Source organism: Shewanella sp. 3_MG-2023 (assembly GCF_030548765.1).
Taxonomy (GTDB): domain Bacteria; phylum Pseudomonadota; class Gammaproteobacteria; order Enterobacterales; family Shewanellaceae; genus Shewanella.
The window spans coordinates 32,826-53,473 of record NZ_JAUOSH010000032.1 but is presented as its reverse complement, the minus strand read 5'-3'; the positions used below and the strand labels follow the sequence as shown (position 1 = coordinate 53,473).

General features: G+C 41.0%; 18 protein-coding genes and 1 tRNA gene. 5 read left to right on the top strand and 14 right to left on the bottom strand.

The annotated features are described in order from the left end of the window. Positions 1–125: 125 nt before the first annotated feature. From Q4591_RS16455 to Q4591_RS16410, 10 genes are all read right to left on the bottom strand, one after another. A tRNA-Lys gene (locus Q4591_RS16455) sits at positions 126–201 on the bottom strand. Between the two features lie 301 nt (positions 202–502). Beyond that, a complete protein-coding gene (gene ybgF, locus Q4591_RS16450) occupies positions 503–1,228 on the bottom strand; it encodes a tol-pal system protein YbgF (RefSeq protein ID WP_102436491.1) in 726 nt (241 codons plus the stop codon). A 64-nt stretch (positions 1,229–1,292) separates the two neighbouring features. Next, on the bottom strand, positions 1,293–1,841 hold the full coding sequence (gene pal, locus Q4591_RS16445) for a peptidoglycan-associated lipoprotein Pal (RefSeq protein ID WP_102436493.1): 549 nt from the start codon (positions 1,839–1,841) through the stop codon (positions 1,293–1,295). A gap of 18 nt (positions 1,842–1,859) precedes the next feature. Next, positions 1,860–3,188: a Tol-Pal system beta propeller repeat protein TolB gene (gene tolB / locus Q4591_RS16440; protein ID WP_102476132.1), complete on the bottom strand. Its 1,329-nt coding sequence runs from the start codon at positions 3,186–3,188 to the stop codon at positions 1,860–1,862. Between the two features lie 9 nt (positions 3,189–3,197). Continuing rightward, positions 3,198–4,130, bottom strand: a complete 933-nt coding sequence (gene tolA / locus Q4591_RS16435; protein ID WP_102436501.1) for a cell envelope integrity protein TolA — start codon at positions 4,128–4,130, stop codon at positions 3,198–3,200. A 4-nt stretch (positions 4,131–4,134) separates the two neighbouring features. Further along, positions 4,135–4,569, bottom strand: coding sequence for a protein TolR (tolR, locus tag Q4591_RS16430; RefSeq protein ID WP_102436497.1), 435 nt, complete (start codon positions 4,567–4,569; stop codon positions 4,135–4,137). Then, entirely contained in the window at positions 4,560–5,249 is a 690-nt protein-coding gene (gene tolQ / locus Q4591_RS16425; RefSeq protein ID WP_076536823.1) for a protein TolQ, read from the bottom strand. The genes tolR and tolQ overlap by 10 nt, the downstream gene beginning before the upstream one ends. After that, positions 5,239–5,640 carry a tol-pal system-associated acyl-CoA thioesterase gene (gene ybgC / locus Q4591_RS16420; protein WP_102440503.1) on the bottom strand — a complete coding sequence of 134 codons (402 nt, stop codon included), beginning with the start codon at positions 5,638–5,640 and terminating at the stop codon, positions 5,239–5,241. The genes tolQ and ybgC overlap by 11 nt, the downstream gene beginning before the upstream one ends. Positions 5,641–5,919: 279 nt before the next feature. Then, positions 5,920–8,094: a prolyl oligopeptidase family protein gene (locus Q4591_RS16415; protein WP_303461949.1), complete on the bottom strand. Its 2,175-nt coding sequence runs from the start codon at positions 8,092–8,094 to the stop codon at positions 5,920–5,922. Positions 8,095–8,731: 637 nt separating this feature from the next. Further along, a complete protein-coding gene (locus Q4591_RS16410) occupies positions 8,732–9,601 on the bottom strand; it encodes an OmpA family protein (RefSeq protein WP_102440501.1) in 870 nt (289 codons plus the stop codon). A gap of 139 nt (positions 9,602–9,740) precedes the next feature. On the opposite strand from Q4591_RS16410, the gene rnt reads away from it, so the two are divergent. Further along, positions 9,741–10,448: a ribonuclease T gene (rnt, locus tag Q4591_RS16405; RefSeq protein WP_102440500.1), complete on the top strand. Its 708-nt coding sequence runs from the start codon at positions 9,741–9,743 to the stop codon at positions 10,446–10,448. Positions 10,449–10,572: 124 nt separating this feature from the next. On the opposite strand, the gene Q4591_RS16400 is transcribed toward rnt, so the two are convergent. Further along, a complete protein-coding gene (locus tag Q4591_RS16400; RefSeq protein WP_102440499.1) occupies positions 10,573–11,178 on the bottom strand; it encodes a peroxiredoxin in 606 nt (201 codons plus the stop codon). A 409-nt stretch (positions 11,179–11,587) separates the two neighbouring features. On the opposite strand from Q4591_RS16400, the gene Q4591_RS16395 reads away from it, so the two are divergent. Further along, positions 11,588–12,907: a Na+/H+ antiporter family protein gene (locus Q4591_RS16395; protein ID WP_102476130.1), complete on the top strand. Its 1,320-nt coding sequence runs from the start codon at positions 11,588–11,590 to the stop codon at positions 12,905–12,907. 76 nt (positions 12,908–12,983) lie between these two features. On the opposite strand, the gene upp is transcribed toward Q4591_RS16395, so the two are convergent. Beyond that, complete coding sequence (upp, locus tag Q4591_RS16390) at positions 12,984–13,610, bottom strand: uracil phosphoribosyltransferase (protein WP_076536836.1); 627 nt, start codon at positions 13,608–13,610, stop codon at positions 12,984–12,986. A 241-nt stretch (positions 13,611–13,851) separates the two neighbouring features. Here upp and purM point away from each other — a divergent pair, with 241 nt between their 5' ends. After that, the gene (purM, locus tag Q4591_RS16385) at positions 13,852–14,889 is read left to right on the top strand and encodes a phosphoribosylformylglycinamidine cyclo-ligase (RefSeq protein WP_102440497.1); all 1,038 of its coding nucleotides are present in this window, start codon (positions 13,852–13,854) and stop codon (positions 14,887–14,889) included. After that, positions 14,890–15,534 (top strand): phosphoribosylglycinamide formyltransferase, encoded by a 645-nt coding sequence (gene purN, locus Q4591_RS16380; RefSeq protein ID WP_102440496.1) that lies wholly within the window; start codon positions 14,890–14,892, stop codon positions 15,532–15,534. Positions 15,535–15,628: 94 nt separating this feature from the next. Here the strand turns inward: purN and cysB are convergent, their stop codons facing one another. Continuing rightward, positions 15,629–16,603 carry an HTH-type transcriptional regulator CysB gene (gene cysB / locus Q4591_RS16375; protein ID WP_102440502.1) on the bottom strand — a complete coding sequence of 325 codons (975 nt, stop codon included), beginning with the start codon at positions 16,601–16,603 and terminating at the stop codon, positions 15,629–15,631. Positions 16,604–16,889: 286 nt separating this feature from the next. On the opposite strand from cysB, the gene Q4591_RS16370 reads away from it, so the two are divergent. Next, on the top strand, positions 16,890–17,675 hold the full coding sequence (locus Q4591_RS16370) for a hypothetical protein (protein WP_102476128.1): 786 nt from the start codon (positions 16,890–16,892) through the stop codon (positions 17,673–17,675). A 209-nt stretch (positions 17,676–17,884) separates the two neighbouring features. On the opposite strand, the gene topA is transcribed toward Q4591_RS16370, so the two are convergent. Further along, complete coding sequence (topA, locus tag Q4591_RS16365; protein WP_102519959.1) at positions 17,885–20,578, bottom strand: type I DNA topoisomerase; 2,694 nt, start codon at positions 20,576–20,578, stop codon at positions 17,885–17,887. Positions 20,579–20,648 lie beyond the last annotated feature (70 nt).

Genomic DNA, 20,648 nt, shown 5'->3' with positions numbered 1-20,648 from the left:
AACCTTCGACCAATTGGTTAAAAGCCAACTGCTCTACCAACTGAGCTAACGGCCCATCTGGGTTTTACGTAACGATGGGTTACGTCTGAATTAAAGCCTAACAGGCAATCTCACTTTCAGAGAAGTGGTGGGTCGTGAAGGATTCGAACCTTCGACCAATTGGTTAAAAGCCAACTGCTCTACCAACTGAGCTAACGACCCATCTTGGTTTTATCAACACTAAAGTCTTGATTGGAACAAAAGCCAACTGTCTGTTTTGAACAAGCAACTGAGCTAACGACCCATCTTAAAGCTTTCAGAATAATTGAAGCCTATAAATAGTATTCAATCAATCTGCCATCAAAATAAGTTAATCTAACTCATTCAAATGACCCCAGAACGTCGCTCCGTTCTGAGGGCGCCTATAATACCTTTTTCATTTGCTCATGCAAGCGCAATTTAGCGTTTTTTTGCCGTTTGCACTAAAAACAAACTAAGAGGCTGTTTTTAGGTTAAATTAGGGTTACAACGCAGACAATTGTTGCTGTGCTAAACGTGCCGATGCACTATTTGTGTATTCTTTAAGCACTCGATTGTAAAAAGCAGTTGCGGTAGCTTTATCACCTTCTTTTTCAGCAATCATGCCTAACTTAACTAAACTATCACCACGCTTATTAGAATTAGGATATTTAGTGACCACTGCATCAAAAGCTTGCTTCGCTTCAGTAAAGGTACCTTTATTAAACAACAGTTGCCCTAACCAATAATTTGCATTTGCTGCATAAGTGGAATCAGGGTATTGCTTAATAAAATCACTAAAAGCAGGAATAGCCTCATCGTACTTACGCTCTTTAAGCACTAAATTCACCGCTTGCTCGTAACTTGCAGTTTCACCTAAGCTAGATGGGCCTGCTGAAGCGGCATTATTTTCAGCAACGGTAACCGTAGTCGCCGCGGCACTAGCTGATAAATTAGCAATTTCTTCATACAACTGACGTTGACGCTGTAACATTTGACTAATTTGATAGTCTTGCTGCTCAGTAATGCCTCGCAAATCTAACACTTCACGTTGCAAAGTATCTAAACGCTGCTGCGCTTCAAATTCCGTTTGTTGTTTTGCTTTAATGATACGCTCGAGACGAGATATACGATCGTCATTTGAACCACCAGCAAGATCTTGCACCGGCGCTGGCGCAGCAGTGGCACCAGCAGCAAAAAACATTGCAGCAAATAAAACAGCATGTTTCATCAATAAACTCCTAAACTGGCCAACAAGTGCTGGCCTTCCTATTACGTCAGTTCAACCGCGATGATTAGTAAACTAAAACACCACGACGGTTTTTAGCAAAACCACTCTCGCTTCGAGAGAAATCTAATGGCTTTTCTTCACCATAACTAACAACACTCATTTGACTTGGTTGTACACCCATACTTTGAAGGTATTTCGCAATAGCTTTAGCGCGTCTTTCACCTAAAGCAATATTGTATTCAGGTGTACCACGCTCATCAGCATGACCTTCAATTAATACACGAACATTTGGATGCTCAACTAAGTAATTGCCATGAGCTTGAATAATGGCAGCGTTTTCGCTTTGTACTTCACTGCGGTCAAAATCAAAATAAATGATATTTTGAGCGCGTAATTCTTCTTGCTCTACGCGTTGTTGCTCTTCAGGCGTTAAGATTGGTGCAACGCCTCCTGTTTCAACACCACCAGAACCGTATTCACCGCCAGTAGTTGTGGTTGAGCCACTTGTAGAACCACTTGCATCGGTTTCAGATTCTGAAGTTGTGCTACATGCACCTAATGCCATAACAGGTACAACAACTAACATAGCTTTAAACAACTTATTCAGATTCATTGGAAATCCTTATTAATATTATAAAAATGGTGACCAGGCTGGTGATTTAACTTCACCTTGACCTGCGGGTAATCTTGCTTTAAATCGTCCATCCATAGACACCGCAGCGAGCACTTGCTTGCCTTGGTGTGTAGTACCATAAATAACCATGGTGCCATTTGGTGCAATACTTGGCGACTCATCAAGGGTCGTTGATGTCAGCACTTGCATAAAACGGGTTTGCAAGTCCATTCGTGCAATATTGTATTTTCCGTTAGTACGGTTTACAAAAATCATACTGCGACCATCTGGAGTGATCGTGCCACCTAAGTTCCACTCGCCTTCAAAGGTCATACGTGAAATTTTACCTGTGCTGAGTTTCACTTGGTAAATTTGCGGTTTTCCGCCGCGCTCAGAGGTAAAAATAAGTGACTCTCCATCTGGCATCCACGATGCTTCAGTATCGATAGCATAATGATTAGTAATGCGCTTTATCGCTTTACTGGCAATATCGATTACGTAAATTTCAGGCTGACCATCCTTAGATAGTGTCACAGCAAGCTTTTTACCATCTGGTGAGAAACTCGGTGCGCCATTAATACCCTGATGAGAACTGACTTTAGTACGCTCTTGGGTATAAATATCTTGCACAAAGATTTCCGCTTTACGGTTTTCAAAGCTCACATAAGCTAAACGTCTGCCATCTGGTGACCAACTTGGTGACATTAACGGCTCTGGCGAGCGAAGTAACATTTGCTCGTTATAACCATCATAGTCGGCAATCATCAAATGGTAAGGAGATTTTTCACCTTGTTTAACGACAACATAAGCGACTCGACTTAAAAACGCCCCACGAATACCGGTTAGTTTTTCATAAACAATGTCACTAATGCGGTGACCATATTGTCTAAACTGTGCTTCACTGATAACAGTTTCACGGCTCTCAAGCAGTAGTTCACTGTTTTTCATTGGGCCTTTATCAGTTTGTAGCTGGGCTTTGACTAAATCAATCAGATCAAAACTCACCAAATATTGATTATTGCCATAAGGCTTAATTGAGCCCACTAATAACGCTTCAGATGCCGTTGAATTCCACACTTGAGAGGTAAATTCTTTCACAGTGCTGATATTTGCTTGCGGTAAACTGCGCGCATCAAGCGGACTAAATGTGCCACTGCGAGCTAAGTCACTGGTCACCACATCACTGATACGCTCAGGTGCTGGCCCTGTACCTTGCCATACAAACGGCATAACCGCGATAGGTCTTGCAGCATCAACACCTTCAGTAATAACGATATCTAATGCGGCATTCGCACTGCTACTTACAAGAACTACAAATAGTGTTAACCATTTTGCCAAAATCTTCATGTGACCCCTTTAATTAAATTCCGGTGATACGGTTAAATTAATTTCTTTCATTTTGTTATACACATCAGCTTCAGAAGAAACCGGTAACCGCCCTGCTTTATTTATCGCAGCTTTCGCTGCACGACAAACAACTTGATCGCCACTTAATGTTTGACTCGCGGTAACAAAGCCATCTGGCGCTAATCGAATTAACACGCGGCAACTTTTACCACGCATTGACTCATCAACAACCAAATTACGTTGGATAGTTGATTTAATCATCGCGGTATACTTGTTTACCTCAGATACAACCTGTTTATTACGGGTTGCAGATAAGGCAACTTGCTCAGCAGCCATTGCATCTGCCATTTCTTTTTCCTGGCGAGCACGCTCAGCCTCTTCGGCTTTACGTTTACGTTCAGCTTCTTCTTTACGTTTTCTGTCTTCTTCACGCTTTTTAGCAGCTGCAGCTTCTTCACGCTGGCGCTTTTCTTCAGCTTTTTTCTCTGCAGCTATACGCTGCGCTTCTTGCTGTTTACGAAGTTCAGCGGCCTTTTCTGCTTTGGCTTTTTCTGCAGCTTCTTTTTGCTGCGCAGCCTTAGCGGCATTATTGGCTTTTATGGTTTCTTGCTCTTTTTGCTTACGTTGAATTTCAAGCTGCTTAATACGTTCTTGTTCTTTTCGCACTTCTTCTCTAGCTTTGCGCGCTTGCCTATCGATTTCAGCTTGACGTTGTTTTTCTTTTCGCTCGGCATCGCTTCGTTGTTGTTTAAGTTTTTCAGCATGGTCATTAATACGCTGCTGATCAACCACAACGGCCTGAACGATGGGTTCAGATTGAGTTTGTGGTAAATGTTTAGGTTTATCTTCAAAACTAATGCCTAAAGCAAGCACCACGATTACCCCAATATGAATGCCGGCAGAAATAACAACGGGTAAAGTTAATTCAGATTTAACAGCCACCAAACTACTCCTCAGGCGAATCAGTCATTAAGCCCACCGCAGGCACACCCGCACCTTGTAAGCTGACCATGAGTTGAATCACGTTTTCATATGCTATGCGACGATCGGCTTTTACAACTACAGGTCTTTCTGGCTCAAGCTGGATCATTGCACCCACTTGCACTGAAATTTCATCCAATGAGAGTGGATCGTTATTTGATCCGCTGCCCACATTCAGAAAGTATTCACCAAACTCATCAATTGAGGCAACGATAGGCGGTTTGCTTTCTGCCGATAATGGTTCAGCTTTACCTTGAGGTAGTTCCACCTTTACGCCTTGTGAAACAATTGGCGCTGTCACCATAAAAATAATAAGCAGCACCAACATTACGTCGATATAGGGTACAACATTAATTTCGGCAACTGGACGGCGGCGCTTGCGTTGATACATTACACCGATTCCTTCTCGCTGTAGGCTTGGCGTTGTAATATGTTAGAAAATTCTTCCATAAAGTTAACGTGGGCCATTTCAAGTTTTTCTACTTGTGTCGAGAAACGGTTATAGGCAATAACAGCTGGAATAGCAGCAAATAACCCCATAGCTGTCGCGATCAAAGCTTCAGCAATACCCGGCGCTACCATAGTTAAAGTGGCATTTTCTACTGTGCCCAATGCAATAAATGAATTCATAATGCCCCATACTGTACCGAACAGGCCGATATAAGGGCTGGTTGAACCGATTGTGGCTAATAAAGGTAAATGAGTATCAAGTTTTTCAACTTCACGGGATAAACTGACTCGCATAGCCCTTGATGTGCCGTCCATAACAGCTTCAGGAGACTTACTGTTTGCTGAACTCAAGCGAGAGTACTCTTTAAAGCCTGCGACAAATAATGCTTCAAGGCCTGTCAATGATTCACCACGAATTGACAACTCTTTGTAAAGTTTATTCAAATCCACACCAGACCAAAAAGTATCTTCAAATTTTATTGATTTAGCGCGGGCTGAATTGAGCAATTTACGGCGCTGAATGATTACCGCCCACGAGGCAATAGATAAACATAATAAGGTTAGCATCACTAACTTAACGAGAAGACTTGCCTCTAAAAAAAGACCGATAAAAGAAATTTCAGCTTGCACGATTAAACTCCTGCACAATATTGGATGGAATAGCCCTAGGTCTCATTCGAGATAAAGCAATACAAGCGACAACAATAGTGGCTTCACAATAGCTAACACCATTATCATCTAGCAATCGCTGTTTAAATATCAGCGAAGCTTTTTTTAATTCTGTCAGCTCAGATTCAACAATTAAGTTCTGCTCGAATCTTGCTGCAACTTTAAAGTCTAGCTCAGCATGTTTCACCACAAAAGCAATGTCATTAGCTAACAATTCAGTTTGCTTTATTCCCATAGCTTTTAACCACTCTGTGCGAGCACGTTCGAAAAAGTTTAAATAATTCGAATGATAAACAACACCACCAGCATCGGTGTCTTCATAATAAATAGAAATAGGCCATGTAAACATAATTAGCGATTGTGAATTTTGCGTAATAAAAGATGGCTTACTATACCGAGTACCACCACGCTTGTGAACAAAGCGACCTAGCAAAACGGGGATTATTTTAGGGTTTAAGACTTAATTTGGCATTAAAATATGGCTTTTGCAGAGATATTAGCGGCAAATGAATAAAGTTTAATGTTAGCGCCTTTTGCAGTTACATTTAGGTAACATAAAAATTGAGATTAACATCACGAATAGGCTGTAAATCTAGGCCTTTCAAGATAGTAATCTCAACATAAATTATCACTAATGAATTTTAGCGGGAATGGCTAAACCAAAACTGTGCCACAAGAAACTGTATATATCTGCAGCTTCATCAATTTTCATGGCAGTAGGTTTACCAGAGCCATGACCAGCATTGGACTCAATACGCATAATCACCGGCTTGTTTGCTTGTTGATGTTTTTGCATCATAGCTGCAAATTTAAAGCTATGCAGTGGCACAACGCGGTCATCATGATCTGCTGTCATCACCATAGTGGCAGGATAATTCCCAGGTTTGACATTATGATACGGAGAGTAAGCTAATAATGCAGGGAATTGCTCAGCCACATCCGCGCTGCCATATTCACTGACCCAGGCCCAACCTATGGTGAACTTCTGAAACCGTAGCATATCTAGCACACCGACCGCTGGCAGTACTGCGGCAAATAAATCAGGTCGCTGTGTTAATACCGCGCCCATCAATAAACCACCATTACTGCGACCATAAGCGCCTAACTTTGATTTGTTGGTGTAACCATTATCAATCAGGTATTCCGCAGCAGCATAATAGTCATCAAACACATTCTGCTTTTTATCGAACATGCCTGCTTGATGCCAACTTTCGCCATATTCTGCCCCGCCGCGGATATTAGGAACGGCATATATTCCGCCCATATCAAGCCAAGCAATATTTGCAGGGCTAAAACGTGGTGTCATCGAAATCGAAAAGCCACCATAGGCATAGAGCAGTGTAGGGTTGTCGCCATTAAGGGTTACCCCTTTTTTATAAGACACCATCATTGGAATACGGGTGCCATCTTTACTGGTATAAAACACTTGCTCAGAAACGTAGTCATCGGGATTAAACGAAACTTTAGGCTGATTATATAAACTGGTTTCACCGCTTCTAAAATCAAATTTATAAATCGTTTGCGGTTGCACATAGCTATTGAAGGCAAAATAGAAATAATCTTTACTGCGTTTTCCGTATGGTCCTAAAACACGGCCTTTACCTGGAAGCGCAACATCTTGCCTTTTGGTGCCATTTAAACCGTATATCGATACTTTACCTAATACATCATGTAGATAACTCACTACAAAATGATCATGGACAATCGCAATATCGTTAATGGGATCGCTAGACTCAGGGATAATTGTTTGCCAATGTTTTTTTTCTGGACGATTAATATTTATCTCAATGACTTTTCCATTTGGCGCATCTAAATCTGTCTTAAAATAGAAATGCTCTTCATCATTACCAAGGAAAACATATTGAGCTTCTAAATCGGTGATTAACTCAACCACTTCAGCATCAGCAGATTGCAGTGACTTATAGAAGAACCGATTGCGGCTATCAGTGCCTTGAGAGACAGTTATTAATAAGTAGTCGCCCTTTTCGGTTATTTCAGCCCCAAAGCCCCAATCTTTGTTTTGTGGGCGCTCATAAATAAGTATATCTTCAGCTTGCTGGGTACCAATTTTGTGGTAATACACTTTTTGATTAAAATTGACATCAGCAAGTGCATCGCCACCGGCTGGTGCATCATAGCGAGAATAATAAACACCTTGGTTATTGGCGTCCCACGTGGCGGTTGAAAACTTAATCCACTGCAGTTTATCGGCCAGCGCTGCGCCTGAGGCAATATCAATGAACTGCCACTGCTGCCAGTCAGATCCAGATTTTGAAACGCCGTAGGCCAGTGTTTTACCGTCATTACTGACCGAAACACCAGATAGCGCAACGGTACCGTTTTCAGAAAGTGTATTGGGGTTAAGTAATTCTTTGGTATTGCCAGCTTTATCAGTTACATACAACACAGACTGTGACTGCAACCCGTCATTTTGATAGAAAAAAGTATTTGAGCCATTTTCAAATGGCGCTGACACTTTCTCAAAATTCCATAATGCTGTAATGCGATCAACCACAGCTTGCTTGTTGTTAATGTTATTTAAATACTGGCTACCAAAATCTTGTTGTTGTTTAACCCACTGTTCAGTTTCTGGTGTATTTTGCTCTAAATGTCTGAAAGGATCGGCAACACTCACACCGTGTAGTGTTTCAACCAAATCTTGTTCGACTGTATTTGGATAAGAATATTTAGTGGTACTTGTGACTTGTTCTACCGTAGAGTCTGGTGCGTGTTGACAAGCAGTAAGTGCAGTTCCAAGGACAATGGAGAGTAGTGAACCCTGTAATAAGGGCATTTTTATTATCATTTTAAGCAACCTTCTTTTGCATTGTGGCTTCATGCCTGAAAGTAATATACCTCAAAATATAATTATTGCGAAAATCTGTATTTATTTAGGGATTACAAGACTATTTCATAGGCTTATCACAAGATAATTTCGAATAAAAATAATTAGCCAGGTACTTTAATTGAATAACTTAACAATTGATTATCATCCAATACCGCACACTTTCGACTAAATATGCACGCCAGATGATTATTCATTTACTTATAGCGCTATTACTTCATAAATGGGTGCTTAAACGCTAAAGCTCAACCTAAAGTCACATTAGTTTTTTTAATGCGAAGTCGAAATTTTTCTAGTTTGTCAGCTTAGAGCAAAGTCTCTAATATACGCCTTGTTTTCAGGACATAGCTTATTAAGTTGACATAGCTTACTGAGTTATAGAAAACCAAGAACTTCTAGTTGATGTATCCCAATACCTCAACTTATCCCTGGTTCTTATGCTTGACTTCCTTCCTTGAATTTGTGAATACAAATTGTTTGCCCGCTTACTTTAAGCGGGTATTTTTTTGCCTATTTTTCGAGAATAATACAGAAATAGTAGAGACAAAAAAGGCCTAATCACCCGACTAAGCCAATTAGAAAATTTATCATCTGTAGGTTAAATCGTTTTAGAAATTTTAATCACTACTCGACGGTTACGATCTCTTTCTTCAGAGAGTTGATTCGATGCAACATGGCGTCTTTCACCGTGACCGGTTTTATGGATTCTGCTTTGCTCAATGCCACTGGCAACTAATAAATCAGCCACAGAATCGGCCCGTCTATCCGATACCCTTTGGTTAACCGAACGCCCACCATAACTATCGGTATAAGCGTCAACAAACACTAGCTCAACATCAGAGTCATAAGATAAGTATTCCTGCACTCGGTTTAATTGAAGCTTAGAGAAACGGGTTAATGCGGTGCCGCCTGCTTCATAGTTAAGTACAGTAAATGCGATATCGTCAAAACTATAAGGTAATAGCGTAGCCAAACAAGAACGGAATTGACGATATTCACCACCAAAATTAGCTGCTGATAACCCTACCGCGACTTTATCAGTGCGGTTATACCAATCAGCATAATAAAAAGTCGGCTGCATGCCTTTACTTAATTCAGTCAGCATCGACCAAGCTGCTTTACGTGGCACTTCACCGTTAAACTGCTTATGGTAAGTTAAGGTGGTGATCTCTTTTGCATTAACGCCTGGGCGCCATTGGGGCGCTTTACTTATCAGTTGCGCCTCGGTGATTTGATCGGGTTTATTCCACATATCAAGACTAAAGTTCAAATTTAAGTCTTTACCAGCACGACTAGTGAAAATAGCTTTGCCGTATGCAGGGATGTCATGTTCAAGCCGACACTCTATCGGGCTATTTTCGCTTAGGCGCCACATAGAGTCATCAAGAGACGCAACATATTGTTGTAAATCAGCTTGTGCTGAAGATACAAAACAAAAACTGCTTACTAAAAGTAATTTACGCCACATAAAAACATCCCGATTGCTGATCACATATTTTTTATCGGCAGTATTTAATTTTCCTTTAGCAGAATTATTCGCCGATCAAACATGACACCGAGGCGCAGTTTTAGCATAATAGCCGCCAGAATGAAGAATGAGGTTTTTAATGAGCGATATCTGCGACGCAAACAAATTCAAACACCGCTTTAGAGGTTACTTCCCTGTAGTTATCGATGTCGAGACTGCGGGATTTAATGCTGCAACTGATGCGTTGCTAGAAATAGCTGTCACCACCCTTAAAATGAATGATGATGGCGTAATCGAATTGGATAAAACCATTCACTTTCATATCGAGCCTTTTGAAGGTGCCAATCTTGAACCAGAAGCCTTAGCATTTAATGGGATTGATCCAACCAATCCATTACGTGGTGCTATTGACGAAAAACAAGCATTTCTAGAAATATTCAAGATGGTTAAAAAAGCGCAAAAAGCTGCTGACTGTCATCGCTGTATTATCGTTGCCCATAATGCAGCATTTGATATTGGCTTTGTAAATAAAGCCATTGAGCGAAATGATTTAAAACGGTCGCCATTCCACCCTTTTGCGACCTTTGACACCGCAACTCTTGCAGGTCTTGCTATTGGTCATACGGTATTAGCCAAAGCCTGTAAAATGGCCGGCATTGATTTTGATAATAAAGAAGCGCATTCCGCCTTATATGATACTGAACGTACTGCTGAACTTTTTTGCTATATCGTCAATCGATGGAAAGCGTTAGGTGGCTGGCCTATGCCAGTTGCAGAAGACACTGAAGATTCTTCTGCAGAGCTTGATACCAGTGCTGTGACTGCGATAACACCTACAGCTCAGTAGTCATGCATGTTAGCTGTTTGCAAAAATATAACAGCTTTAAAAAAGAGAAACTGTGGACTAATTAAGTCCCAATAACAAAAAAGCTGCCATTGGGCAGCTTTTTTAGATCTAACTAGCTAATTACTTAAAGCTGGTCAGAATTATCTTTTAAGTAAGAAGCAACACCTTCAGTGGTTGCAGTCATACCCTTGTCGCCTTTTTCCCAACCAGCAGGACAAACTTCACCGTGCTCTTCGTGGAATTGTAATGCATCGATCATACGTAGCATTTCATCAACGTTACGGCCTAGTGGTAGATCGTTAACAACTTGATGGCGGACTTGACCTTCTTTGTCGATTAAGAAAGACGCACGGAAAGCAACACCAGCTTCTGGATGCTCAACATCGTAAGCTTTACAGATTTCATGCTTAACGTCAGCAACTAACGTGTAGTTAACTTCACCAATACCGCCTTTATCTACTGAAGTATTTCTCCAAGCGTTGTGTGAGAACTGAGAGTCAATTGAAACACCAATAACTTCAACACCGCGTTTAGTGAATTCTTCAATACGGTGATCAAATGCGATCAACTCAGAAGGACACACGAAAGTGAAATCAAGTGGGTAAAAGAAAACAACAGCTTGCTTACCTTTAATAGCAGTCGCTAGGTTGAAGCTATCAACGATTTCACCAGTACCAAGAACCGCAGCGGCAGTAAAATCTGGGGCCGGACGGCCTACTAATACGCTCATTTTATATCTCCATCTATGGATTGAAAAAATTTAAAACAATGCCTGTTAATCTGGATGGCATTATACCCGAACTGCAGCAATATGCGAGATAGCTCGCATTAATGCATACCTAAATAGATATATTGTTCTCATATTTGAGCTATACCTTACCCGTTATTGATAAAAGAGATAAGCCCTTTATGCTGAAAAATATTTCAGCTGCTGATAAATGCTCCATATTAAAAAGATTCTGTGACATGAAGAATAAAAATAACATCCTCACAAGCCTTGTTACAAGAATCATAAACCCCAATCACAAGCAGGCAAAACATTTAAACTCGTTAGAGATAAACTGGACATGTATACCTATACAGATAAGAATAAGCTCAGAATAATTATCTAAAACACAACTCAATAAGAATTAATTAATATGAATGCCGTCGTAATTGCTGTCACCTTAATGCTCGCATTAAGTCTTATGCGTGTGAATGTTGTCATCGCGCTCACCATTAGTGCCCTCGCGGCTGGCCTATTTGGTGGATTAGATATACATCAAACCATCACAGCTTTTAATAATGGTCTCGGTGGCGGAGCGCAAATTGCGTTAAGTTATGCACTTTTAGGTGCCTTTGCTGCTGCGCTATCACACTCAGGTTTAACCACGCTCATTTCCCACAACATCATTAAAAAAGTGGGAAAAGAACCAAACAGCACCAATACCTTAGTGGTTCGTTGGTTGATCTTAGCGTCAATATTAATCATGGCCATTAGCTCGCAAAATATTTTGCCTATTCATATCGCCTTTATTCCCATTTTAATTCCGCCACTATTACATGTATTAAGTAAGCTCAACATTGATCGCCGCTTAGTGGCTTGTATCATCACTTTTGGCTTAGTAACCACCTACATGATTTTACCCATTGGTTTTGGTGGTATTTTCTTAAATGACATCTTGTTAGCTAATTTAAACAATAACGGCCTTGGCGCTGTTAAAGAGCAAATTCCAATGGCAATGATGCTACCCGCTCTTGGAATGATCACTGGCTTATTAATAGCGGTATTTATCACTTACCGTAAACCACGTCAGTATGAAATTAAAGATGTCGAGTCCACTGAAAAAACAGTGAGTATCAACAAAAAAACTATCGTTATTTCTTTGTTCGCCATTTTTGCAACCTTAGTGGTGCAGCTACAAACTGATTCAATGATTTTTGGCGCCTTGACGGGCTTTCTCATTTTCCGCTTCTCAGGCATTATCAAAGCGGATGTGAGGCAAGATATGTTTAACCAAGGCGTGCTAATGATGGCCAATATCGGCTTCATCATGATTGCAGCTGCAGGTTTTGCTGCTGTGGTAAAATCAACAGGTGAAGTCAGCACCCTAGTTACTTCATTAGGCGACATCATTGGCGATAATAAAGCGCTTGCCGCACTATTGATGCTTGTTGTCGGCTTATTAATTACCATGGGGATTGGCTCTTCTTTCTCTACCATCCCAATTATTGCTACGATTTATGTTCCATTAGCAATGACATTTGGCTTTTCAGTGGCGGCTACAATCGCCTTGGTGGGCACAGCCGCTGCATTAGGTGATGCGGGCTCTCCTGCATCGGACTCAACCTTAGGCCCAACAGCAGGCTTGAATGCTGATGGCCAGCACGATCATATTCGTGACAGTGTTATCCCAACCTTTATTCATTACAACATTCCGTTAATCGCATTTGGTTGGATTGCTGCGATGGTTTTGTAGTTAATAAAATAAGCAATAAAAAGGGAGCCAATTGGCTCCCTTTTTATTGCTTAACAATGTTAGTAACAGAGGTTAGTTACTTAGTACCAAATATCTTATCACCAGCATCACCTAAACCAGGTAAAATATAACCTTGCTCATTTAGGCAGTCATCAATAGCGGCAGTGTATAATTCAATATCAGGATGGGCAGCTTCTAGTGCTTTAATACCTTCAGGGGCCGCCACAAGCACTAATGCTTTAATAGACACACAGCCACGGCTTTTTAGTAAATCGATAGTCGCAATCATTGAGCCACCAGTAGCAAGCATTGGGTCAACCACAATGGCAACACGCTCATCAACATTACTGACTAACTTGTCAAAATATGGCACTGGCTCAAGTGTTTCTTCATCACGGTAAATACCCACAACTGAAATTTTAGCGCTAGGCATATGCTCTAAGACACCATCCATCATGCCAAGACCAGCACGCAGAATAGGTACCACTGTCACCTTTTTACCTTTTATTTGCTCAATTTCAACAGGGCCGTTCCAGCCAGGGATGGTTACTTTTTCAGTTTCAAAATCAGAAGTGGCTTCATAAGTTAATAAACTACCGACTTCAGTAGCAAGCTCACGAAATCTTTTAGTACTAATATCAGCTTCACGCATTAAACCCACTTTATGGCGGATTAGCGGGTGTTTAACTTCAACGACTTTCATTTTTGCACTCCTATTGATGAGATATTTTTCGCAAATTCTTCAAATCTTAGTTTATTTATCCTCATTAGAAAACATAAAGTTTCATATTTGCAAACAATCTCACGCTAAAACAATAAAACTATTACAGAAAACTGTTTTCATGGGCGCATAAATCCAAATGATGGCTTTCGACGACGATCACAAGCTGTTAGAATATCGCCGCATAAAATCCCATAAAACGATGTACCCTAGAGGATCCTCCGTGACTACTCCTACACCACTTAGTTACAAAGACGCTGGCGTTGATATCGATGCTGGTAATGCATTAGTAGATAACATTAAAACTGCAGTAAAACGCACTCATCGTCCTGAAGTTATGGGCAATTTAGGTGGTTTTGGCGCGCTATGCGAGCTACCAACTAAATATAAACACCCTGTATTAGTTTCTGGTACTGACGGTGTTGGTACAAAACTGCGTTTAGCCATTGATTACAAAAAGCATGACACTGTCGGTGTTGATTTAGTTGCTATGTGTGTTAATGACCTAATCGTATCTGGTGCAGAGCCTTTATTCTTCCTTGATTACTACGCAACAGGCAAGCTTGATGTCGAAACAGCAACTTCAGTTGTTAATGGCATTGCAGAAGGCTGTTTTCAGTCTGGTTGTGCCTTAATTGGCGGCGAAACCGCTGAGATGCCAGGCATGTACGAAGGTGAAGATTACGACTTAGCAGGCTTTTGTGTAGGTGTTGCTGAAAAAGAAAACCTTATCGATGGTACTAAAGTAAAATCTGGCGATGCGTTAATTGCACTAGGTTCTACTGGTCCTCATTCAAATGGTTATTCTTTAATTCGTAAAGTACTTGAAGTAAGCAAAGCGGATCCTAAGCAAGATTTAGCCGGTAAGCCGCTAATCGATCATCTGTTAGAACCAACAAGAATTTATGTTAAGCCGCTTTTAAAGCTGCTTGAACAAACAGAAGTGCATGCCATGGCTCATATCACTGGCGGTGGCTTCTGGGAAAATATTCCTCGTGTACTGCCAAACGATTGCAAAGCAGTTGTCAAAGGTGATTCTTGGCAGTGGCCTGTGGTTTTCGATTGGTTAATGGAAAACGGCAACATTGAACAATTTGAAATGTACCGCACCTTTAACTGCGGTGTAGGCATGATAATCGCCTTACCAGCAGAGCAAGTTGATGCCGCATTAACCTTGCTACAAGCTGAAGGTGAAAACGCTTGGTTAATCGGTGAAATTGCTACTCGCCAAGGTGACGAAGAGCAAGTGGAGATTAACTAGATGACTGATTGCTGTCGTGTTCTAGTACTCATCTCTGGTAATGGTAGTAATTTACAAGCCATTATTGATGGTTGCGATGACAATGTCAGTGCTGAGGTAGTCGGCGTAATTAGTAACAAGCCTGATGCCTATGGATTAATCCGTGCGCATCAGAGTGAAATTGATACTAGCTGCGTTATTGCACGCAAAGATGAAACTCGAGTCCAATATGATCAACGCCTGAAGCAAGCCATCGAGAAATATCAACCTGACTTAATTGTACTTGCTGGCTTTATGCGGATTTTATCTGATGAATTTGTTAGCCAATATCTGGGAAAGATGATCAACATCCATCCCTCTTTATTGCCTAAATACACTGGATTAAATACCCATCAAAGAGCCATAGATGCCAAAGATGCTGAACATGGCGCCAGTGTGCACTTTGTTATTCCGCAGCTTGACGCTGGGCCTGTGATTTTGCAGGCTAAAGTACCGGTTTATGAAGAAGATGATGTTGATACGCTTGCAGCACGTGTACATGAACAAGAGCATGCTATTTACCCACTGGTCGTTAAGTGGTTCAGCTTACAGCGTTTAAAAATGGTGGATAACATCGCCTATTTAGATGATAAAGCGATTGGTGTGCATGGTTACGCACCAGACTAAATCACGTTAACTTGCTATCAGCTTCAAATAAAAAATCTCGCATTCGCGAGATTTTTTTGTTTGAACACAGCTTATGCCCCCTTCAAGTTCAAAACTAGCGAACAGGTAACGTCATGCCTGCAAACATTTCATCAATCAATTGCTGATCACGTAACGCAACCGCTTTTTCTACCACATCACGGGTGAGATGCGGGGCGAAGTTATACATAAAGTCATACATGTAACTTCTTAAAAAGCTGCCACGTCTAAAGCCTATTTTAGTGGTGCTGTGGGCAAATAAATGACTTGCGTCAATGGCAACCAAGTCTTTATCAATAATTGGGTCAATGGCCATAGAAGCAATAACACCCACACCTAGGCCTAATCTGACATAGGTTTTTAGCACGTCAGCGCTCGTAGCACTAAATACCACTCTGGGCTCAAGTTCGGCTTTATTAAATGATTTTTCTATTTCTGAGGCTTTATCAAAGCCAAACACATAAGTCACTAACGGAAATTCAGCTAAATCTTCAATGGTTAATGTTTTACGATTGGCCAACGGATGATCTTTGGTCACCACCACAGAACGGTTCCAATGGTAACAAGGCAACATAATTAAGTCTGAATACAGATGCATAGCTTCAGTTGCAATGGCAAAGTCGGCATCACCGCGAGCAGCTTGTTCACTAATTTGCGATGGCGTACCTTGGTGCATATGTAAGTTAACTTTCGGATAGCGCTTAATAAAAGGCTTAATCACTTGCGGTAAAGCGTAACGGGCCTGAGTATCTGTCGTTGCGATATTCAGCTCGCCTTGGTTAGGCTGGGTATATTCTTCTGATACTTTTTTAATGCTTTCAACTTTACCCAAAATGTCATTAGAAATATCAATGACCATTTGGCCTGCTGGGGTCACATGTGTAAGATGTTTACCACTGCGACCAAAGATTTGGATCCCTAACTCATCTTCTAGCATCCGTACTTGTTTGCTGATCCCCGGCTGAGAAGTATAAAGGTCTTCAGCGGTAGCCGAGACATTTAAATTATGTTTTACCACTTCGGCAATATATCTTAGTTGCTGTAATTTCATGTTACGACCTTCACCCTTGCCAATCACATATTATTTTAACCTTATAGCTAAATGTTATAGAACATCTAAAATATTAATGCAAACAGTAATAACAACATTGAGAGTTTTGCATGTTATTGCTCTGTAATGCTAATCTTGACCACTGTGTCACTATTTCCACAATTTTTCGTCACAATGTAAGACTTTTTTACGACACACACTTTTTCATAAGCTAGAATACCAGCTTAGATATTTATAAAAGTGGCAGTTAAGCCACTGTCCAATTTTATTATTGAATGGAAACCACATGACCTTTACTTTGGTACTGATCCTTATAGGTGCACTTTTTCTCCTCATCATTGGTATCAGTCTGATACAACAACAAAAAGAGCGTGCTGAAGCCGAACGCCGAATGGAATTAAAACGTCAGCGAGCCATCATAGATGAAACTGAGTCAGTACTTTCCAGCACCGGCTTAGCTTCTTTTCCTAGCAGTATTATTTTGGTGTTATATAAACGCATCAATGAAGCCCTACAGGTGTCGGTGTCCTATTTAGTAAATCAGCCTCAGCAGGCGGATTACCAACGCAGACAAATTGATATTCAAGCGCAAATAACCAATTTAAATAACAATGCAATGCAAGCCTTAGCCATAGAAAACTTTCGTTTACCTGACAATGACAAGCAAATTCTAGAATTAGTACAAATGCTTAAAAAATTAAAAGCCATTGTTCGGGCAGAAAATAATAAAGGTAAAATAGAACCGCAGGTGTTTGCTGAAGCAGAAAGTCGTATCGACAGTTACCAGTTACGCATCAATGTTGAATCCATGCTTTCAAGAGCAAGAGCGTCTAATTCGCTAAAACAATTTGGCTCTTCTAAGCAAATGGTGTCGAAGGCGCTAGCCACACTGCAAGCGATTAAAGCGAAAACCCCGGATGACCCATTTATTTCCCGCAAAGTTGACGAAGCAAAGGAGTTACTCAGTGAGATTAACTCACAGCAAAAACAAGTGATCCCAGATGCAGTAAAACCGAATAAAAATGAAGGTGATGATATTGATATGTTGTTTCAACCTAAAAAGAAGTGGTAACGGGTTAACTTATTTAATTTACAGATTTTAAAGCCTCTTCGGAGGTTTTTTTATTGAGTGAAATATAATCGCCCCCCAATAATCAAAACAGCAATGCTAATTATCCTATAGCTATTTATTTAGATGATTAAAAAATATGAAAATTGAGCAATAAAAATGGGACCCTATGGTCCCATTTTTTCAATCGCTAATTTGTTAGAGAAAGAAGATTAATCTTCCTTTTTCTTTACTGTTTTTTTCGCTGCTGGCTTTTTGGCCGCCGCTTTCTTAGCTGGCTTTTTCTTAGTTGATTCGCTCACCCATTTGCCACCAATGAATTTTGATGACCAACCAGTGGCTTTTCCGTCAACTTCAGTAGCAACATATTGCTCTTTGGTTTTACGACTAAATTTAACTGCGGCTTTATTACCATCATCATCGGTAACTGGCGCATCGGCAAGGTACTGATATTTTGGCCAAAGTTGCTCACGATAATGAACCAGTTCTTCAACCAAAGGCGCTCGTGTTTCACGAGATTTAGGGAACGTACTTGCTGCAAGGAAAATACCTGCCGCGCCGTCACGCAATACAAAATGTGCATCAGACTTAGTACATTTCAAATCAGGTAAGAAGATAGGATCTTCTTTAGGTGGCGCCGCTTCGCCGCTTTTTAGTAACTTGCGGGTATTTTTACATTCGGTGTTGGTACAACCAAAGTATTTACCAAAGCGGCCATTTTTAAGTTCCATATCATTGCCGCACTTATCGCATTCAATGATTGGTCCTTCATAACCTTTAATCTTAAATTGACCAGCTTCGATTTCGTAACCTTCACAGGTTGGGTTATTACCACAAACATGTAATTTACGTTCTTCATCGATGAGATAACTGTCCATTGCGGTGCCACATTTACCACAACGATGTTTAGCACGCAGTGCATCAGTTTCAGCATCTTCATTGTCGCTGACAGCTTCTTCACCTGGTGTTAAGTTCATGGTGGTTTTACAGCGCTCTTTTGGCGGTAAAGCATAACCAGAACAGCCTAAGAACACACCGGTGGTGCCGGTACGAATACCCATTGGGCGACCACAGGTTGGACACTTAATGTCTTCAGCCAGCACCATCTCATTAAGACGCATGCCGCCTTCTTCCGGATCTAACTCTGCATGTTTAAGTTGCTTAGTTAAATCGCCATAGAAACCATCAAGGACTTTTTTCCACTCAAGTTTACCTTGAGCGACATCATCAAGGGTTTGCTCCATGCTAGCTGTAAAGTCAAAGTTCATAATGTCACTGAAGCTTTCAACTAAACGGTCACTAACAATTTCACCCATCTTTTCAGCGAAGAATCGACGGTTTTCTACTTTTACATAACCGCGGTCTTGAATAGTTGAAATAATCGTTGCATAGGTTGATGGACGACCGATACCGCGCTTTTCAAGCTCTTTAACTAATGACGCTTCACTAAAACGTGCAGGCGGCTTAGTAAAATGTTGTTTAGGTAACAATTCATTTAGATCTAACACATCGCCTTTATTAACCACAGGCAAAGTCTTGTCTTCTTCGTTCTTCTTACCCATTGGCGGTTGCACTTTAGTCCAACCGTCAAAGCGCAGTGTACGACCACTGGCTTTAAGTTCGTAATCACCTGCAGTCACAGTCAAACGAGTCGCATCATATTTAGCTGGATTCATTTGACATGCAACGAATTGGCGCCAAATAAGCTCATAAAGGCGCTGAGCGTCTCTTTCCATGTCAGTCATTGTAGCTGATAGGATTTTAACGTTAGACGGTCTGATAGCCTCATGCGCCTCTTGAGCGCCCTCTTTACTACCATATCGAATTGGGTTTTCTGGTAAATAGTCGTTGCCGTACTCAGAAGCGATCATTTCCCGTACACCATCTACCGCTTCTTGACTTAAATTAGTCGAGTCGGTACGCATATAGGTAATATGCCCTGCTTCATAAAGACGCTGCGCCATCATCATGGTCTTTTTAACACCAAAACCAAGACGAGTACTCGCTGCTTGTTGTAATGTTGAGGTGATATAAGGCGCTGATGGTTTACTTGATGTCGCTTTATCATCACGACCGGTAACCACAAACTTTGAATCTTTTAACGCATCTAACGCTACTTGAGCTTGAGCTTCATTAATTGGACTAAAGGCCGCCGACTGATATTTTGCCACTTGCATTTTTAGCTTTTGAGCTTGCGAAGTTGCTAAATCAGCATGCACATCCCAAAATTCTTCAGGGACAAATGCCTTAATCTCACCTTCACGCTCAACTACCAGTCTAACGGCTACCGATTGAACACGGCCTGCAGATAAACCGCGAGCTACTTTTTTCCAAAGTAATGGCGACACCATGAAACCCACAACTCGGTCTAAAAAGCGACGCGCTTGTTGTGCGTTAACCATGTTGGTATCAAGTACAGATGGTTTGCTAAATGCATCTTGAATGGCTGTTTTGGTAATTTCGTTGAACACAACGCGCTGATAACGAGATTCGTCACCACCAATAATTTCCTGCAAATGCCATGCAATTGCCTCACCCTCTCTATCCAAATCGGTTGCGAGATAGATGTGGTCAGCAGTTTCAGCTAATGCTTGCAGTTCTTTAACGACTTTTTCTTTACCTGGTAGGATTTGATACTTAGCCGCCCAGCCTTTTTCTGGGTTAATCCCCATACGGGCAACTAAAGCACGTTTATCCCGCGCGAGTTTGTATTTAGCTTTTTCTTCAGGCGCCATTTTTCTAACTTCAGCCGGCGTTTTAGTCGCTACCGTGCTGTCTGGCGATGATGATGTAGGCAAATCACGGATGTGACCTACACTCGATTTAACGATGAATTCTTTACCAAGGTACTTATTAATAGTCTTGGCTTTGGCCGGCGATTCGACAATAACTAGTGATTTACCCATAGTTTAATTTGCGCCAAAAAGTCTCTAACAGATATAAATTGGTTCCATATATAGAGTGTTGAGACGAATG